We start from the raw sequence: 18,454 nt of genomic DNA, 5'->3' as shown, positions 1-18,454 counted from the left end.
GCCCGACGTTGTTGCCTTCTTAATTTACAGGCACCTGGAGAGTTCTCTTGAGCCAGGAATATACAGAAGATAAAGATGTTTCGTTACAACCGCTGAGCAGTGGACGTCGTCTGCTGGAAGCGTTGCTGATTCTTGTGGCCTTGTTCGCCGTCTATTTGATGGTGTCGTTGGTTAGTTTTAACCCTTCAGATCCAAGCTGGTCGCAAACCGCATGGCATGAACCTATCCATAATCTGGGTGGCAGTGTCGGCGCATGGCTGGCTGATACGCTATTGTTCATTTTTGGCGTGATGGCTTACGCCATTCCTCCCGTCATTATTGGTCTTTGTTGGATCACCTTCCGCCAACGCGATCGCCACGATTACATCGACTACTTTGCCGTCGGCTTACGCCTGATTGGTGTGCTGGCTTTGGTGGTGACAACTTGCGGTCTAGCTGCGCTCAACGTCGATGATATCTGGTACTTTGCTTCGGGCGGCGTCATTGGCAGCCTGGTCAGTAATGCCATGGCACCGTGGTTCAGTTCCGCGGGTGGCACCTTGACGTTGCTGTGTGTTTGGGCGGCAGGCATCACGTTGTACACCGGTTGGTCCTGGCTGACCATTGCCGAGAGGATTGGTGGGGTGGTAATGGGTGTACTGACATTTGCCAGCAACCGTTCTCGCCATGATGAGCCTTGGCAGGAAGATGAGTACGAATATGAAGATCAGGAGCTGGCTGAAAATACGCCGCCTTCGATGCATGCCGCGCAGTCTGATAGTGAAGACGATGACGTGTTGTTGGCGAAACCGCGCAAGCTTGACGAACCTGCTGTTGCAGCATTAGGCGACGATCCGCTGTTGGCGAAAGCCAGTGCCGCGACCGCTGCTGCGATTGCAGTTACAACTCAGGCAGCCCAACAAGCGCCTACTGTCGCAAGTCCAAGCGCGTCAGTGGAACCTGCTGCGCCGCCTCGTCCTGAGGAGCCAGCACCTGTTGCAACTCATCAACCTATCGCGCCGGCTCCAGAGCCCATCGCGCAAGCTTCAACGCCGCTGTATCGCTTTGAAGTGCCGAATGAACCTGCACCTTCGCCATTTTCTCCTGCTGATGACGATGACGGTCCAAGCATGGGCAACTGGCAGGATGCTGCGCATTCCTCTGCATCGCTCAATACAGCCGCCGCAGCGTCGCTGGCTGCAGGTACGGTCAAAGCGGCATCTGCTGCTTACTCTCCTGCTTTTGATATCGTGCCTGAGCGCGATTACAACCCGCAGGTGAAACAAGGCATCGGCCCTGAATTACCCCGTCCGAATAAAGTGAAGCTGCCTACTCGTCGTGAGCTAGCTTCATATGGCATTAAACTGCCTTCGCAACGTATGGCTGAAGAGCAAGCTAAAGAAGCGGAACAGCAGCAGCCTGAAGTGTCGGCATCATATAGTGCACCAGCACATGAAGATGATGTCGCCATGCAGGAAGCGCAATTGCGCGAAGCTTTCCAGTCGCAGCAACAGGATCGTTATGGTGATCGCTGGCAGGACGTGCAAGAACCTGAAGATGAGGATGCGTTGCAACAGGCGCAACTCGCGCGTCAATTTGCTGATCAGCAACAACAACGCTATAACGAGCCGGAAGAGAAACCTGCACCGGTATTTAACCTTGATACGTCATCTGCCTTTGATTTTTCACCGATGAAAGATTTGGTCGATGACAGTCCAAGCGAGCCGCTGTTTACACTTTCGGCGACGGCAGAACCTGAAGCGCCCGCGCAGTGGCAACAGCCTGCGGCGCCACAAGCAGAAACTCTGCCTTCATTGAATGAAGAAAACAGTCCGTGGTCGTCACCGGAACAGGAAGACTACTCTGTGCCGCCAGCGCCGGTGAAACCTGCTGCGCCAGTGCAAGACAGTTTGTTCCATCCATTCCTGGTACGTCACGAACAGCCGCTGGAAAAGCCTTCCACGCCGCTGCCAACGCTGGATCTGCTTACACCGCCTCCGGTCGAAGCCGAACCAGTAGATATGTTTGCATTGGAACAAACTGCGCGTCTGGTCGAAGCACGCCTGGCGGATTACCGCGTGAAGGCCGAAGTGGTAGGCATTTCGCCAGGACCGGTAATCACCCGTTTTGAGTTGGATTTGGCTCCAGGCGTTAAGGCATCACGCATTTCTAACTTGTCGCGTGATCTGGCGCGTTCGCTTTCAGCGGTTGCGGTACGTGTTGTTGAAGTCATTCCAGGCAAACCTTATGTCGGTTTGGAACTGCCGAACAAGCATCGTCAAACCGTTTATCTGCGTGAAGTTCTGGATTGCCCAAAATTCCGCGACAATCCATCACCACTAGCGGTAGTGCTGGGTAAAGACATTGCTGGCGAGCCTGTTGTGGCGGACCTGGCCAAGATGCCGCACTTGCTGGTTGCCGGTACTACCGGTTCTGGTAAGTCAGTCGGCGTCAACACCATGATTATCAGCATGTTGTATAAAGCCACGCCGGAAGAAGTGCGCTTTATTATGATCGACCCGAAAATGCTGGAATTGTCGGTATACGAAGGTATTCCGCATCTGCTGACCGAAGTCGTTACTGATATGAAAGATGCCGCGAATGCGCTGCGCTGGAGTGTTGGTGAGATGGAACGTCGCTATAAGCTGATGTCCGCGCTTGGTGTGCGTAATCTTGCTGGTTACAACGAGAAGATTGAGCAAGCTGCCGCGATGGGCCGTCCAATTCCAGATCCGTTTTGGAAGCCGGGCGACAGCATGGATACCACGCCGCCGGTACTGGAAAAACTGCCGTATATTGTCGTATTAGTTGATGAATTCGCCGATTTGATGATGGCGGTTGGTAAGAAGGTTGAGGAATTGATTGCACGTCTGGCCCAAAAAGCCCGTGCAGCCGGTATTCACCTCGTGCTCGCCACGCAGCGTCCATCGGTTGATGTCATCACCGGTTTGATCAAGGCCAACATTCCGACGCGTATCGCATTTACCGTTTCCAGCAAGATCGATTCACGTACCATTCTCGATCAAGGCGGCGCGGAATCACTGCTGGGGATGGGTGACATGCTGTATATGCCGCCTAACTCCTCTATGCCGGTTCGTGTACATGGTGCGTTTGTTCGCGATCAGGAAGTGCACGCGGTTGTGCAAGATTGGAAAGCGCGTGGTCGACCGCAGTACATCGAAAGCATTACGGCGGGTGAAGAGAGTGAAAGTGCCGGCGGCGGTATAAGCGATGAAGAGCTTGATCCGTTGTTCGATCAAGCCGTTGCTTTCATTGTTGAGAAACGTCGTGCCTCAATTTCCGGGGTACAGCGCCAGTTCCGTATTGGTTATAACCGTGCCGCGCGCATCATCGAACAGATGGAAGCGCAGGGCATCGTTTCTGAACCGGGACACAACGGTAACCGCGAGGTGCTTTCTCCGCCACCGCATGAGATGTAATGTTCGCAGGTAATTGCCATCCAATGGGCCAGTGAATACTGGCCCATTGTTTATCTGGTGATTAAACCCCATATCACTGGGAGCTTTCGGCTTTTTCTCCTGTCAAAATGACAGGACGGCAACTACGTTTAATCGTGTAAGTGTCGGGAAACAATGAATAAGGAATCGAGTCAGATGAAATTACACGTTATTGCCTGCGGCCTGTTGGCCAGCTTTGTTTCCGCATCAGTATTGGCGGATGCGTCGAGCGATTTACAACAGCGTCTGAATAAAGTGAACAGCTTCCATGCCAGCTTCAGCCAGAAAGTGACGGATGCCGGCGGTGCCAATGTGCAGGATGGCGAAGGGGAATTGTGGGTTAAACGCCCGAGCTTGTTCAACTGGCACATGACTGCACCCGATGAAAGCGTAATTATTTCTGATGGCAAAAATCTGTGGTTCTACAATCCTTTTGTTGAGCAGGCCAGCGTAAGTTTGTTGCAAAACGCAGCCAGCAACACGCCGTTTATGTTGATTGCGCGTAACCAACCAAGCGATTGGAAGCAATACAACATTAAGCAGCAGGGCGATAATTTCGAGCTAACCCCGAAAGGCAGCGATGGGAATCTCAAACAATTTACCATTAATGTGACGTCCTCTGGCACCATCAATAAATTCAGCGCCATTGAGCAGGATGGTCAGCACAGTGATTATCAGCTGAAAAGCCAAAACAACGGTGCAATTAGCCCAGACAAATTTACCTTTACGCCGCCAAAAGGGGTAACGGTAGACGATCAACGTCAGTGAGGTCACGGTGAGTAACCTGTCTCTGGATTTCGCCCCATCGAATGAGTTTCAGCCGCTGGCCGCGCGTATGCGGCCAGCTACGTTGCAGCAATATATCGGACAGCAGCATTTGCTGGCTCCTGGAAAACCTTTGCCGCGCGCGATTGAAGCGGGGCATTTGCATTCGATGATTTTGTGGGGGCCACCGGGGACAGGCAAAACCACGCTTGCCGAAATAATTGGTCAATACGGTAAAGCCGATGTTGAGCGTATATCTGCGGTCACTTCCGGCGTTAAAGAGATTCGAGAAGCGATTGAGCGTGCACGTCAAAACCGCCAGGTTGGCCGTCGCACTATCTTGTTTGTTGATGAAGTACATCGCTTCAATAAAAGCCAGCAAGATGCGTTCCTGCCGCATATCGAAGATGGCACCATCACGTTTATTGGTGCCACCACAGAAAATCCTTCATTTGAACTGAATTCAGCCTTGCTGTCGCGGGCACGTGTTTACCTGTTGAAGTCGTTGACCACCGCTGACATCGAGCAAGTGCTGTCGCAAGCGATGCAGGATGAGGATCGCGGATATGGCAAAAGCGACATTGTACTGCCAGAAAATACGCGGCGCATGATCGCCGAGCTGGTGAATGGTGATGCACGCCGCGCGTTAAATACTCTGGAAATGATGGCGGATATGGCAGAGCTAAATGCCGCTAATCAGCGAGAGTTAACACCGCAATTGCTTAATGAAGTGTCTGGTGAAAGAGCGGCGCGCTTTGATAATAAAGGCGACCGTTTTTACGATCTGATTTCCGCATTGCACAAGTCAGTGCGGGGATCCGCGCCGGATGCAGCGTTGTATTGGTATGCGCGTATCATCACCGCGGGTGGCGACCCGCTGTACGTTGCGCGGCGTTTGCTGGCAATCGCTTCGGAAGATGTCGGTAACGCTGATCCGCGTGGTATGCAGGTCGCACTTGCTGCGTGGGATTGTTTTACCCGCGTTGGACCGGCAGAAGGGGAAAGGGCGATTGCTCAAGCTATTGTTTACCTCGCGAGCGCCCCGAAAAGCAATGCGGTTTATACCGCGTTTAAAGCGGCAATGCGTGATGCGCGTGAGTTCCCGGATTACGATGTGCCAGAGCATTTACGCAATGCGCCGACCAAACTGATGAAGGAAATGGGGCTGGGCAAAGAGTATCGTTATGCGCATGACGAAGTTAACGCCTATGCCGCTGGTGAAGTCTATTTCCCGCCTGAAATGGCACAAACTCGCTACTATCAGCCAAGCACGCGCGGGCTTGAGGGGAAAATTGGCGAAAAACTCGCCTGGCTGGCTGAGCAGGATCAAAATAGCCCGATAAAACGCTACCGCTGATAAACACCTTACGGTAAGGTGAGCAAGGATTTCATTGCATTCCATGGGGATGCATCCCGCCTTTCGTTCAATCAACCTTTTATTACACAGGATTAGCATGCTCGATCCCAACCTGCTGCGTAACGAGCCAGACGCAGTCGCAGAAAAACTGGCACGCCGAGGATTTAAACTGGATGTGGAAACCTTACGTTCGCTCGAAGAGCGCCGTAAAGTGTTGCAGGTAGAAACTGAAAATCTACAGGCTGAGCGCAATTCCCGATCCAAATCCATCGGTCAGGCCAAAGCACGTGGGGAAGACATCGAGCCGCTGCGTCAGGAAGTGAACGCACTGGGCGAACGCCTGGATGCGGCTAAAGCAGAACTGGATGTCTTGCAGAACGAAATTCGTGATTTTGCTTTGGCGCTGCCAAACCTGCCAGTGGACGAAGTTCCACTGGGCAAAGACGATAGCGAAAACCAGGAAGTCAGCCGTTGGGGCACGCCGCGCCAGTTTGATTTCGCGGTAAAAGACCACGTTGAGCTGGGTGAAGCCGCCAAAGGGCTGGATTTCGCCGCTGCGGTTAAATTGACTGGCTCACGTTTCATCGTGATGCAAGGTCAAATCGCGCGACTGCATCGTGCTTTAAGCCAGTTCATGCTGGATTTGCATACGCAGCAGCACGGTTACCTCGAAACCTACGTTCCTTATTTGGTGAATCAGGAAACGCTCTATGGCACCGGTCAATTGCCGAAATTTGGTGAAGACCTGTTCCACACTAAGCCACTCGGCGAAGAAGCAGGCAGCAGCAACTACGCGCTGATCCCAACCGCAGAAGTGCCGCTGACCAACCTGGTACGTGATGAGATCGTTGAAGAAGAATCTCTACCGATCAAATTGACTGCTCATACGCCTTGCTTCCGTTCAGAAGCCGGTTCATATGGTCGCGATACTCGCGGTTTAATCCGTATGCACCAGTTTGATAAAGTTGAGATGGTACAGATTGTTGCGCCTGAAACTTCAATGGATGCGTTGGAAGAGTTGGTAGGCCATGCAGAAAAAGTGCTGCAATTGCTGAATCTGCCATACCGTAAAGTGCTGCTCTGCACCGGCGATATGGGCTTTGGCTCCGCTAAAACCTACGACCTGGAAGTGTGGTTGCCAGCGCAAGATACTTATCGCGAAATCTCATCATGTTCTAACATGGGTGATTTCCAGGCTCGCCGTATGCAAGCCCGCTGCCGCAACAAAACCGATAAGAAACCTCGTTTGATGCATACGTTGAACGGTTCAGGTCTTGCGGTTGGTCGTACTCTGGTTGCGGTGCTGGAAAACTATCAGCAAGCTGATGGCCGTATTGAAGTGCCAGAAGTGTTGCGTCCATACATGGGCGGCTTGGAATTTGTTGGTTAATCAACACGCTTAATGACAAACCCGGCATTGCCGGGTTTTTTGTTTCTTAAGCGGAAAAATAATTATTTTTTAGTAGGAATTAATCACAAATAAACGTTATCGATAGCATATGCATCCCAACAAGTAAAAATCACAAATTCAAATAGATAGAGAATATCCCAAGAAAGTTCTTACCCGCCGTAACCCGCTGAAGATAAAAAAAATAAATTGTTCTGCAGCAAATTGTGCGGCGGCTATTTTTTGCACATTGACTTTAAAATAGCTAATGGCAAACTGCGCGCAATTATTGTCATCTCTTTTGGTTTTACTCCCTATGTCAACCTGGTCGCGCCCCGTCGTTTTGCTGCTTTGCGGCTTAATGCTCATGACGGTGTCTATCGCTGTGCTTAATACGTTAGTGCCGCTTTGGCTTACTCATGATTTATTGCCAACCTGGCAAGTGGGTATGGCTAGCTCGTCGTATTACACCGGAAACTTGCTGGGCACTCTGCTGGCGGGTTGGCTGATCAATCGTTACGGCTTTAACCGTTGTTTCTATCTGGCTAGCGTCTTGTTCGCGTTGGCCACGATGGGCATGGTTCTGCTGGACGGTTTTTACAGCTGGACCATGTTGCGCTTTATGGCTGGCGTCGGTTGTGCCTTGATCTGGGTGGTGGTTGAAAGTGCGCTGCTGTGCAGCGGAACGGTTCGTAATCGTGGTCAACTACTGGCTGCATACATGATCATTTACTATCTCGGTACGGTTGCCGGTCAATTGTTAGTGAGCCGCGTATCGACAGAATTGCTGTATGTAATTCCATGGGTGACTGCGTTGATCATTTGCGCGGTGTTGCCAGTGGTTTTTGTGCAGGCCAATGCCAGCGCGGCAACAGAGGAAGCTTCTACCGGACGTATTTGGATTATGTTGCGCCGTCGTAGCTCTCGCCTGGGTATCAATGGCTGCATCATCTCCGGCATCGTGTTGGGATCGCTTTATGGACTGATGCCGCTGTATTTGTCACATCAAGGCATGAGCGATGCCACCGTTGGATATTGGATGGCCTTGTTAGTCAGCTCAGGCATCGTTGGGCAGTGGCCGATTGGGCGTCTGGCCGATCGTTTTGGTCGTCTGATCGTGCTTCGGGTGCAGGTTTTCGTGGTTATTTTAGGTGCAATTGCCATGCTGGGTGATGCGGCGATGGCACCGGCGCTGTTTGTGTTGGGCCTGGCAGGCTTCACGCTTTATCCGGTAGCGATGTCCTGGGCGTGTGAAACGGTGGCGCATCATGAACTCGTCGCGATGAATCAGGCGTTGTTGTTCAGCTATACGGTCGGCAGTTTGGTGGGGCCAGGAATGACATCAATGCTGATGCAGAATTATTCTGATCGCTTGCTGTTTGTGATGATTGCGGTGGTCGCGTTGGTGTATCTGGTGATGCTGTTGCGGAAAGCCGATCATCAGGCAACACCTGTGGCACATGCCTAAATTTGCAGAATAGGAAAGGGGAGCCAAGCGGCTCCCCTTTTTTATAGTCATTAATACATCACTTCATGACCATAACTGGCCAGGATACTTTTCACTCGCTCCATGGTTTCTTTGCTTGGCGGTTTTACGCCATCCAATTTGTACTCTTCACCCATGGCAATCCATTTGTGCTTACCCAATTCATGATAAGGCAGCAATTCAATTTTCTCGATGTTATCCATATCTTTGGTGAATTCACCCAAACGATGAACGGAATCTTCATCATCAGAGTAGCCCGGTACCACCACATAACGAATCCAGGTGCGTTTACCTTTTTTCTGAAGATAGCGGGCGAAATCTAGCGTGCGATGATTGGATACACCCACCAGAATTTCATGCACATCATCGTTCATCTGCTTGAGATCGAGCATAACTAAATCAGTGGCTTCAAGCAGCTCATCGATCACTGGATCATAACGACGGACAAAGCCGTTAGTATCAAGGCAAGTATGAATCCCTTCGGCCTGACATGCCCGGAACCAGTCACGCACAAATTCGGCTTGCAGAATCGCTTCGCCGCCGGATGCCGTTACGCCGCCACCGGATGCATTCATGAAGTGACGGTAAGAGAGTGCATCTTTCATTAATTCATCAACGGTGACTTCTTTACCGCCATGCGTGTCCCATGTATCGCGATTATGGCAATACAAGCAGCGCATTAAGCAGCCCTGGAAAAAGGTAATAAAGCGAATTCCCGGACCGTCTACAGTGCCGCAGGATTCAAAAGAGTGGATACGACCGATGGTTGACATTGCGATGTGTTCTCCAGGTGAGCCTGAACCTCAGGCAGCACAATCTATGTTGTGCTCGAAAAGTAAAAGTCGATTTTGCCAGGCCGCCAGCAATAGCAAACTGGCAAAATAGACTTGTGGAGAACAGGCTCCCGCAGGAGCCTTTGAATCTCAACTAAGTGTGATTACAGCGACTGAGTGAAAGTACGTGTAATAACATCTTGCTGCTGCTCTTTAGTCAGCGAGTTGAAGCGAACAGCATATCCGGACACGCGAATAGTCAGCTGTGGGTACTTCTCTGGATGTTCCATGGCATCCAACAACATTTCACGGTTCATCACGTTGACGTTCAAATGCTGGCCGCCTTCGATGTTGGCTTCATGATGGAAGTAACCATCCATAAGGCCTGCAAGGTTGGTTTTACGCACGTTATCATCTTTACCCAGCGCATTTGGCACGATAGAGAAGGTATAAGATATACCGTCTTTGGCGTAGGCAAATGGCAGTTTCGCTACGGAGGTCAATGAAGCAACCGCACCTTTCTGATCGCGTCCGTGCATTGGGTTTGCACCTGGACCGAATGGCGCACCAGCACGACGTCCATCTGGGGTATTACCGGTTTTCTTACCATAAACCACGTTAGAAGTGATGGTGAGAACCGACTGCGTTGGCACGGCGTTACGGTAGGTTTGCAGTTTCTGAATTTTCTTCATGAAACGCTCAACTAAATCACACGCCATGTCATCTACGCGAGAGTCGTTATTACCGAACTGCGGATATTCGCCTTCGATTTCGAAATCGACTGCTAAACCATCCTCATCACGGATAGTTTTCACTTTGGCATATTTAATCGCAGACAGTGAGTCAGCAGCGACTGACAAGCCCGCGATACCACACGCCATGGTGCGATAAACATCACGATCGTGCAGCGCCATCAGCGAAGCTTCGTAGCTGTACTTGTCATGCATGTAGTGGATGATATTCAGGGAAGTGACGTACTGCTTAGCCAGCCAATCCATGAAGTGATCCAAACGCTCCATCACGACGTCGAAATCGAGAATTTCATCAGTAATTGGCTTCTCTTTCGGGCCAACCTGCATTTTCAATTTCTCATCCACACCGCCATTGATTGCGTACAGCAGAGTTTTAGCGAGGTTGGCACGCGCACCAAAGAACTGCATTTGCTTACCGACAATCATTGGGCTCACGCAACAAGCAATCGCGTAGTCGTCGTTGTCGAAGTCAGGGCGCATCAGGTCATCATTTTCGTACTGCAATGAAGAGGTATCGATGGAGACTTTAGCAGCGTATTTTTTAAAGTTAACCGGCAGTTTTTCAGACCACAAAATGGTCATGTTAGGTTCTGGAGAAGGACCCATGGTGTACAGCGTGTTCAGGAAGCGGAAGGTGCTTTTAGTCACCAAGGTACGCCCATCAACGCCCATACCTGCCAGAGATTCTGTCGCCCAAATTGGGTCGCCAGAGAACAGCTCATCGTATTCTGGGGTGCGCAGGAAACGCACCATACGCAGTTTCATCACCAGATGGTCAATCAGTTCCTGCGCATCTTCTTCAGTCAGTTTACCGGCCTGAATATCACGATCGATATACACGTCAAGGAAGGTTGATACGCGACCAAATGACATTGCGGCGCCGTTCTGCGATTTAACCGCAGCGAGATAACCGTAGTAAGTCCACTGCACCGCTTCTTGCGCGGTGGTGGCTGGCAGTGAGATATCAGAACCGTACTTAGCCGCCATTTCTTTAATCTGGCCCAATGCACGATGCTGTTCAGAAATCTCTTCACGTAAACGAATGGTGGCTTCGAGATTAACGCCGTTTTCCATATCGCTTTGCAGAGAGTTGAACTGCGCCACTTTGTCTTTCATCAGGAAGTCGATGCCGTAAAGGGCAACGCGACGATAGTCACCAATGATGCGGCCGCGGCCATAGGCATCTGGTAAACCGGTCAGCACGCCTGATTTGCGGCAGCGCATGATGTCTGGTGTATAAACATCAAATACGCCTTGGTTATGAGTTTTGCGGTAATCGGTGAAGACTTTTTTCAGCGCTGGATCGAGTTCGCGACCATAAACTTTACAAGAGCCTTCAACCATTTTGATGCCACCGAATGGAATGATGGCACGTTTCAGAGGCGCTTCAGTTTGCAGGCCAACAATTTTTTCCAGTGATTTACTGATGTAACCGGCATCGTGCGAAGTAATGGTTGACGCTAAGTCGGTATCGAAATCGACCGGAGCATGCGTGCGGTTTTCAATTTTGATGCCTTCAAGCACGCTTTCCCACAACTTATCTGTTGCCGGAGTTGCACCTGCCAGGAAGGATTCGTCCCCTTCATACGGTGTGTAGTTTTTTTGGATAAAGTCACGGACATTGACGCTGTTCTGCCATTCGCCGGCGCTAAATCCTTCCCAGGCTGACGCCATTTTTTCATTCAGTTCGGACATGATATACCTGCCTTATTTAGGGAGACTTTGATGCATTGGCGCGCTGATTAAGCACGCCTATACCAATTAATTAATGCACCGGCTCGTTGCCACGCAGATAGATTACCCAGTAGGTCAAACCTACAAGCAATCCACCGCCGATAATGTTGCCGATGGTCACAGGAATGAGGTTGTTGATAATAAAATCGCCAACATTGAGTGATTGAAATTGTGCGGCGCTTGAACCGGTCATTTGCCAGAATTCAGGGCTGGCGAAATCGCGAATAACGATCGCCATTGGGATAAGGAACATGTTGGCGATGCTGTGTTCAAAACCTGAAGCAACAAACATGGCGACGGGTAAAATCATCGCAAGCATCTTGTCTACCAAACTGCGACCGGAATAACTCATCCATACCGCCAGGCAAACCATCAGATTAGCTAGCGTGCCCAAGCTAACGGCTTCAATAAAAGTGTGATGCATTTTGTGGTCTGCCGTTTGCAGAACATTTAATCCCCATGCTCCATTCGCCACCATGTGTTCGCCTGCGAACCAGATCAATGCCACAAAGAACAGCGCGCCGAACAGATTACCGACATACACGTTCAGCCAGTGTCGGCCTAACTGCAGCCAGGTAATCCGTCCACTGGCTTTAGCAACCACGATCAGCACCGTTGAGGTGAATAAATCTGCACCACAAACCACAACCAGCATTAAACCGAGAGAAAAACAGATACCGCCAATCAGTTTGGCTATGCCATAAGGCATAGCGCCACTTCCGGTGGTTGCAGTGATATAGAAGACAAATGCGATAGAGATAAATATGCCAGCAGTGATGGCAAGGAAGAAAGTCGTTAAGGGATGTTTAGTAGCTTTATATACACCAGCTTCTTCTGCAACTTTTGCCATTGCTGCCGGTAATAATGAATTAAAAGGGTTGTCAGCTTTCACACTAACTATCTCCAAAAATTGCCTGTAAAGATACTAACAAAGGAGTATAGGTCAGAAATTGATATGGATCATATTTGCCCGGAAGGTGGCGGGTAAGCGAAACGGTAATGATGAGTTTTTGTGGTTAAATGACTGAAAATAATCAAATAAATAATTTTTAATTTATGCAAAATAAGTTGAATGTAACGACTGTGATGCACTAGGTTGTTAAAATAAATTAACGATTGAATCTCAATTGTTATTAAATATTCCGTTTATTTTGGAATAAATTTTCATCATAAAAAATGGCACTGATTTTCAGTGCCATTTTCTTTTTTTTAATCAAACGATCATCAAATATTAATAATTACTTTTGCGACCAATAGCGTCGTTTAGCTGCCTGTAATTTCTCATAAGCCGCTAACAGTGATTGATGTGCTGGGAAGGCTTTTAAATCCAGGTCGACAGCTTGCAATCCATAGAAAGGTGCTTCGCCACTCAACGCGGCTGAAGCTGCATCAACCGCAGCTTGACCATACATGCGGGTAAATGCACGATGATATTGCAGCGGATCGCGCTCTTCTTCCATTGCCAGCAGCAGCAGCGTCTGTAGGCAGCGATAATAGTTTGCGCGCTCTTCGCTGAAGATGGACTGGTTAAACTCCATGGTCCATTCAGTCCAGATTAATGCCTGATCTAAATCGCCACCGGCCAGCGCCAGCATCGCTTTAAGCTCACCAATACGCAGCGTATACCAGCCATTGTCTTTGCCCGAAGCTAAGCCGAGCAATTCGCGCACGCGAGTAAAGTCATCGTGGCCTTCCTCATCCAATTGCACAATAAGTTCGAGGTAAGCCTCTGGCTCCCACTCACTTTCAGGCAGCGCAAGCAGCGTTTCACGCAACGGTGCGCCCATGCTGTTATTTGCCAGCAGCAGATCTTCAGCAGGATAGATGTCAGACATGCCAGGTACGATAATACGGCAAGCATAAACACTCAGGTGCTCATAATCCGCGATATAAACTTCTTTATCTTCTGCGCGGAAAATTGCCATCAAGGTATCGAACTCTTCGTGCGTTGAGCCCGCGAAGCTCCAATCGACGAAAGGATAATCCGCATCGTCTTTGAACATATCCCATGAAATCAAACCGCTGGAATCGATGAAGTGCGTTTCCAGGTTAGCGTGTTCAGCGACTTCTTCATCATCAAAAGTGGGTGGTGTGAAAACATCAAGGTCTTTCAGACCACGGCCTTGCAACAATTCAGTGACGGTACGTTCCAGGGCGACGCCAAAGTCCGGATGCGCACCGAATGAGGCGAAACAAGTACCGTTTGCTGGGTTGAATAGCACCACGCATATAACCGGGTATTTGCCACCTAACGAAGCGTCATATGAGAAGATCGGGAAACCTTCAGCTTCCAGGCGTTCAATCGCTTCAATCACTCCAGGATAGCGCTGCATCACTTCGGCAGGAATCTCTGGCAGGCTGATAGACTCCGCAATGATGCGGTTTTTAATATGACGCTCAAAGACTTCAGACAAACCCTGCACGCGGGCTTCATTTGCGGTGTTACCCGCCGACATGCCGTTTGATACATACAGGTTGCCGATGATGTTCATCGGGATATAAACCGTTTGCTGGTCGGATTGGCGGGTAAAGGGCAGGCCGCAAATACCACGTTCTTCATTGCCTGATTGCAGATCAATCAATTCAGAAGCACCAAGGCTCTCTTCTGGATCGTAGAATTTACGCAGGCGTGCGTCCAAAATCCCTTCCGGCAGGCTGTCATCTTCCGTGAGCGGGAACCATTTCTCATTCGGATAGTGAACAAAATCATCATTCGCAATGGTCTGACCCAACCAAAAATCGGCAAAGAAATAGTTTGTTGAGAGGCGTTCAAAATATTCACCCAACGCGGAAGCCAGTGCCGCTTTCTTACTTGCACCTTTGCCGTTGGTGAAACACAGCGGACAATCACGATCGCGAATATGCACTGACCAAACGTGAGGTACCGGATTAAGCCATGAAGCTTCTTCGATATTGAAACCAAGGTCTTGCAGTTTCTGTTGGAAGCGGGCAATGGAGTCTTCCAATGCGGCGTCTTTTCCGGGGATAAATGTTTGCGTCATGATGGCGCTCTCTCAAGTCGATGGGGTGGGCGTAAAGCGCGCAATAATACGGGTTTTATGCGTGCTTCGCTATTCAGTCTGCCAAATTTATCTCAGCGTAACCGCGGCTTTTCCACTATTTACTTGTCTGATTTTTCTTCCTGAAGCCGCCTCACAAAATTCCGTGTCGTAATACATTTATGACATAAGCTGCGGTGGGGCTGGCTCTGGAAATGTGATCGTTGCCGGATTAATGATTGCAGCCAAAAGGAGGCAATGATAAAACCGGTGAAGTATTCATAACCGTTCGATATGACAGTGGTGAGGGGAAATGACGCAGGTTTATAATTTTAGCTCTGGTCCAGCAATGCTACCGGTAGAAGTGCTCCGTCGCGCAGAACAAGAACTGACAAACTGGCACGGGTTAGGTACTTCGGTGATGGAAATCAGCCACCGTAGCAAGGAGTTTATTGCTGTCGCAGAAGCGGCAGAACAAGATTTTCGCGATCTGCTGAAAATCCCAGCCAACTACAAAGTTTTATTCTGTCACGGCGGAGCGCGTGCGCAGTTTGCTGCGATTCCTGGCAATTTGCTCGGTGATGCGAAATCGGCGGATTATATTGACGGCGGTTATTGGGCACATAGCGCCATCAAAGAAGCTGAAAAATTCTGTACACCAAACACCATTGATGTCAAAACCACGCGCGATGGTAAACGGGCTTTGTTACCAATGCGTGAATGGCAGTTAAATGATGACGCGGCTTACGTTCATTTCTGCCCCAACGAAACCATCGATGGTATCGCCATTGATGAAGAACCGGACTTTGGCGACAAAGTCGTGGTAGCCGATCTCTCTTCTACTATTCTGTCACGCCCTTTAGATATCAATCGTTATGGCGTTATTTATGCTGGCGCGCAGAAAAACATTGGCCCTGCTGGTTTAACGTTGGTGGTGGTGCGTGAAGATCTGTTAGGTAAAGCCCAGCGTTGGGTACCTTCGATCCTTGACTATAAGGTGTTGGCTGAAAACGAATCAATGTTCAACACGCCACCAACCTTTGCGTGGTATCTCTCTGGCCTGGTATTCAAATGGCTGAAAGAGAATGGCGGAGTCGCTGAAATGGATAAGGTCAATCAAGCCAAAGCTGATCTGTTATATGGCGTGATTGATAATAGTGCATTTTATCGCAATGACGTTGCAGCGGAGAACCGTTCACGTATGAACGTGCCATTCCAATTGGCTGACGCAGCATTAGATAAAATCTTCCTTGATGAGTCGCTTAAAGCCGGTCTGCACGCGCTCAAAGGCCATCGCGTGGTTGGCGGTATGCGTGCATCGATCTACAATGCGATGCCGCTGGAAGGCGTGAAAGCCTTGACTGAATTCATGGTCGACTTCGAACGTCGCCACGGCTAATTATATTATTCATGCCAGTTTTACTGGTAGCAGACCCCGTCATACGATGGGGTCTCGTATTTTCTGGAGATTTGGTTTCACATGCAGGACTCCCTGACTCTACAGCCGATTGTCCGCGTTGACGGCACGGTAAACTTACCGGGTTCAAAAAGTGTTTCTAACCGTGCGCTGTTATTGGCTGCGCTGGCAAACGGCACGACTCGGCTGACCAACTTGTTGGATAGCGATGATGTCAAACACATGCTCAATGCGCTTGAAGCATTGGGTGTTAGTTTCACGCTTTCTGCAGATCGCACTGTTTGCGAAGTGGTCGGCAATGCGGGACCTTTACATGCAGATCAACCTCTTGAGCTGTTTCTCGGCAATGCCGGTACGGCGATGCGTCCGTTAGCGGCCGCGCTGTGCTTAGGACAGCAGTCGGTGGTATTGACCGGTGAACCGCGCATGAAAGAGCGCCCGATTGGTCACCTTGTTGATGCTCTTCGTCAGGGTGGAGCAAATATCGATTATCTGGAGCAGACCGATTATCCACCTTTGCGCCTCAACGGCGGATTTATTGGTGGAGAAGTCAGTGTAGACGGTAGCGTATCAAGCCAGTTTTTAACCGCTCTGTTGATGACAGCGCCGTTGGCGCACCAAGACACCACCATCACAATCAAAGGTGATTTGGTTTCCAAGCCTTACATTGATATCACCTTGCACTTGATGCGCTGCTTCGGTGTTGAAGTCGATAATCAGAATTACCAGTGCTTCGTTGTTAAAGGCCAGCAGCAATATCAATCACCGGGTGACTATCTGGTTGAAGGTGATGCTTCATCAGCTTCTTATTTCCTTGCTGCAGCAGCCATCAAAGGCGGCACGGTTCGCGTTACAGGTATTGGCCGTAATAGCGTGCAGGGCGATATCCGTTTTGCTGATGTGTTGGAAAAAATGGGCGCGGTAATAGAGTGGGGCGATGATTACATCTCCTGCACGCGTGGTTCACTCACCGCTATCGATATGGATATGAATCACATTCCCGATGCGGCGATGACCATTGCCACCACTGCGCTGTTTGCACAAGGCACTACGTTGATGCGCAATATCTACAACTGGCGCGTGAAAGAAACCGATCGCCTGGCAGCAATGGCAACTGAATTACGTAAAGTGGGTGCCGAAGTGGAAGAGGGGCACGACTTCATTCGTGTGACACCACCAGCACAGTTGCAACATGCTGATATTGGGACGTATAACGATCACCGCATGGCGATGTGTTTTGCACTGGTGGCACTATCTGATACTCCAGTAACGATTCTCGATCCTGGCTGTACGGCAAAAACTTTCCCGGATTATTTCCAGCAGTTGGCGAAAATCAGTCATATCGCCTAATCTCTCCTCCCGGTGCATCAGCGCCGGGTTTCTTTGCTTACATTTGGCCTTATCCGGCGGAAATTGTTCTGAATCTGTCTATATTTCTAGCGCTATCTACGCTAAAGGGTAACGCACCTGACGCGGGCAGCGTATAATGCCGCGCAATCCAGATGGCCAAGAAGGCTGACAAAAAGCACGCAGTAACAGGAGAGAACAATGACGGCAATCGCCCCGGTTATTACCATCGATGGGCCAAGTGGCGCGGGTAAAGGAACCTTATGTAAAGCGATGGCGGAGTCGTTGCAGTGGCACTTATTGGATTCAGGCGCTATTTATCGCGTATTGGCTTTGGCTGCACTGCATCATCAAGTGGATATTGAATCTGAAGAAGCGCTGGTGCCAATGGCTGCGCATCTTGATGTCCGTTTTCTCTCGGTAGACGGTGAAATGCAAGTGGTGCTGGAAGGTGAAGATGTGACCGGTGAAATTCGCACGCAAGAAGTGAGCAATACCGCTTCGCGCGTTGCTGCTTTTCCGCGCGTACGTGAAGCACTCTTGCGTCGTCAACGCGCTTTCCGCGAAGAGCCGGGTCTAATTGCGGATGGACGTGATATGGGAACCGTGGTTTTCCCTGATGCGCCAGTAAAAATTTTCCTCGACGCGAGCTCGGAAGAGCGCGCGCATCGCCGTATGCTACAGTTGCAGGAGAAGGGCTTTAGTGTTAACTTTGATCGCCTTTTATCCGAGATAAAGGAACGCGACGACCGCGATCGTAATCGCGCCATCGCACCTTTAGTGCCTGCCACAGATGCTCTGGTACTGGATTCAACCAGTATGTCAATTGAGCAAGTGATTGAAAAGGCACTTGATTATGCTAAGCAGAAGCTAGGCATTTAATCTTTCGGCAACCGAATTGCTGTAACCCTGTACCAAGGACCCGGTGCAGGGCATGTGAAACAACCCCATCCGACAATGAAGTCAGGTGGACGTTAAATTGAAGAATCCTAAGATTATC

The 18,454-nt window shown here is 49.9% G+C and carries 13 protein-coding genes; 8 read left to right on the top strand and 5 right to left on the bottom strand.

The window, feature by feature from the left end:
• Window positions 1-47 precede the first annotated feature (47 nt).
• The 4 genes from ABDW13_RS21580 to serS all read left to right on the top strand — a co-directional run bounded on the left by ABDW13_RS21580 (window position 48) and on the right by serS (window position 6,949).
• Entirely contained in the window at window positions 48-3,419 is a 3,372-nt protein-coding gene (locus tag ABDW13_RS21580) for a DNA translocase FtsK 4TM domain-containing protein (protein WP_343554579.1), read from the top strand.
• A 174-nt stretch (window positions 3,420-3,593) separates the two neighbouring features.
• Complete coding sequence (gene lolA / locus ABDW13_RS21575; RefSeq protein WP_343554578.1) at window positions 3,594-4,205, top strand: outer membrane lipoprotein chaperone LolA; 612 nt, start codon at window positions 3,594-3,596, stop codon at window positions 4,203-4,205.
• Window positions 4,206-4,212: 7 nt separating this feature from the next.
• Window positions 4,213-5,559: a replication-associated recombination protein A gene (locus ABDW13_RS21570; RefSeq protein ID WP_343554577.1), complete on the top strand. Its 1,347-nt coding sequence runs from the start codon at window positions 4,213-4,215 to the stop codon at window positions 5,557-5,559.
• 97 nt (window positions 5,560-5,656) lie between these two features.
• Complete coding sequence (gene serS / locus ABDW13_RS21565) at window positions 5,657-6,949, top strand: serine--tRNA ligase (protein WP_343554576.1); 1,293 nt, start codon at window positions 5,657-5,659, stop codon at window positions 6,947-6,949.
• Between the two features lie 138 nt (window positions 6,950-7,087).
• Here the strand turns inward: serS and ABDW13_RS21560 are convergent, their stop codons facing one another.
• Entirely contained in the window at window positions 7,088-7,315 is a 228-nt protein-coding gene (locus tag ABDW13_RS21560; RefSeq protein ID WP_343554580.1) for a hypothetical protein, read from the bottom strand.
• Here ABDW13_RS21560 and ABDW13_RS21555 point away from each other — a divergent pair.
• Entirely contained in the window at window positions 7,263-8,414 is a 1,152-nt protein-coding gene (locus ABDW13_RS21555) for an MFS transporter (protein WP_343554575.1), read from the top strand. The genes ABDW13_RS21560 and ABDW13_RS21555 overlap by 53 nt on opposite strands.
• A 50-nt stretch (window positions 8,415-8,464) precedes the next feature.
• On the opposite strand, the gene pflA is transcribed toward ABDW13_RS21555, so the two are convergent.
• From pflA to ycaO, 4 genes are all read right to left on the bottom strand, one after another.
• On the bottom strand, window positions 8,465-9,205 hold the full coding sequence (pflA, locus tag ABDW13_RS21550; protein WP_343554574.1) for a pyruvate formate lyase 1-activating protein: 741 nt from the start codon (window positions 9,203-9,205) through the stop codon (window positions 8,465-8,467).
• Between the two features lie 164 nt (window positions 9,206-9,369).
• Window positions 9,370-11,652 carry a formate C-acetyltransferase gene (pflB, locus tag ABDW13_RS21545; RefSeq protein ID WP_343554573.1) on the bottom strand — a complete coding sequence of 761 codons (2,283 nt, stop codon included), beginning with the start codon at window positions 11,650-11,652 and terminating at the stop codon, window positions 9,370-9,372.
• A 70-nt stretch (window positions 11,653-11,722) separates the two neighbouring features.
• Window positions 11,723-12,583 carry a formate transporter FocA gene (gene focA, locus ABDW13_RS21540; RefSeq protein WP_343554572.1) on the bottom strand — a complete coding sequence of 287 codons (861 nt, stop codon included), beginning with the start codon at window positions 12,581-12,583 and terminating at the stop codon, window positions 11,723-11,725.
• 346 nt (window positions 12,584-12,929) lie between these two features.
• A complete protein-coding gene (gene ycaO, locus ABDW13_RS21535) occupies window positions 12,930-14,693 on the bottom strand; it encodes a 30S ribosomal protein S12 methylthiotransferase accessory factor YcaO (protein ID WP_343554571.1) in 1,764 nt (587 codons plus the stop codon).
• A 310-nt stretch (window positions 14,694-15,003) separates the two neighbouring features.
• Between ycaO and serC the strand changes: the two genes are divergently transcribed.
• From serC to cmk, 3 genes are all read left to right on the top strand, one after another.
• Window positions 15,004-16,089, top strand: a complete 1,086-nt coding sequence (gene serC / locus ABDW13_RS21530; RefSeq protein WP_343554570.1) for a 3-phosphoserine/phosphohydroxythreonine transaminase — start codon at window positions 15,004-15,006, stop codon at window positions 16,087-16,089.
• Window positions 16,090-16,170: 81 nt separating this feature from the next.
• Window positions 16,171-17,457: a 3-phosphoshikimate 1-carboxyvinyltransferase gene (gene aroA, locus ABDW13_RS21525; protein WP_343554569.1), complete on the top strand. Its 1,287-nt coding sequence runs from the start codon at window positions 16,171-16,173 to the stop codon at window positions 17,455-17,457.
• Between the two features lie 198 nt (window positions 17,458-17,655).
• Window positions 17,656-18,336, top strand: coding sequence for a (d)CMP kinase (cmk, locus tag ABDW13_RS21520; protein WP_343554568.1), 681 nt, complete (start codon window positions 17,656-17,658; stop codon window positions 18,334-18,336).
• Window positions 18,337-18,454: the final 118 nt, after the last annotated feature.

The sequence above is a fragment of the Pantoea sp. genome, from assembly GCF_039594315.1.
Taxonomy (GTDB): domain Bacteria; phylum Pseudomonadota; class Gammaproteobacteria; order Enterobacterales; family Enterobacteriaceae; genus Pantoea.
This window is presented reverse-complemented; position numbering and strand designations above follow the sequence as displayed.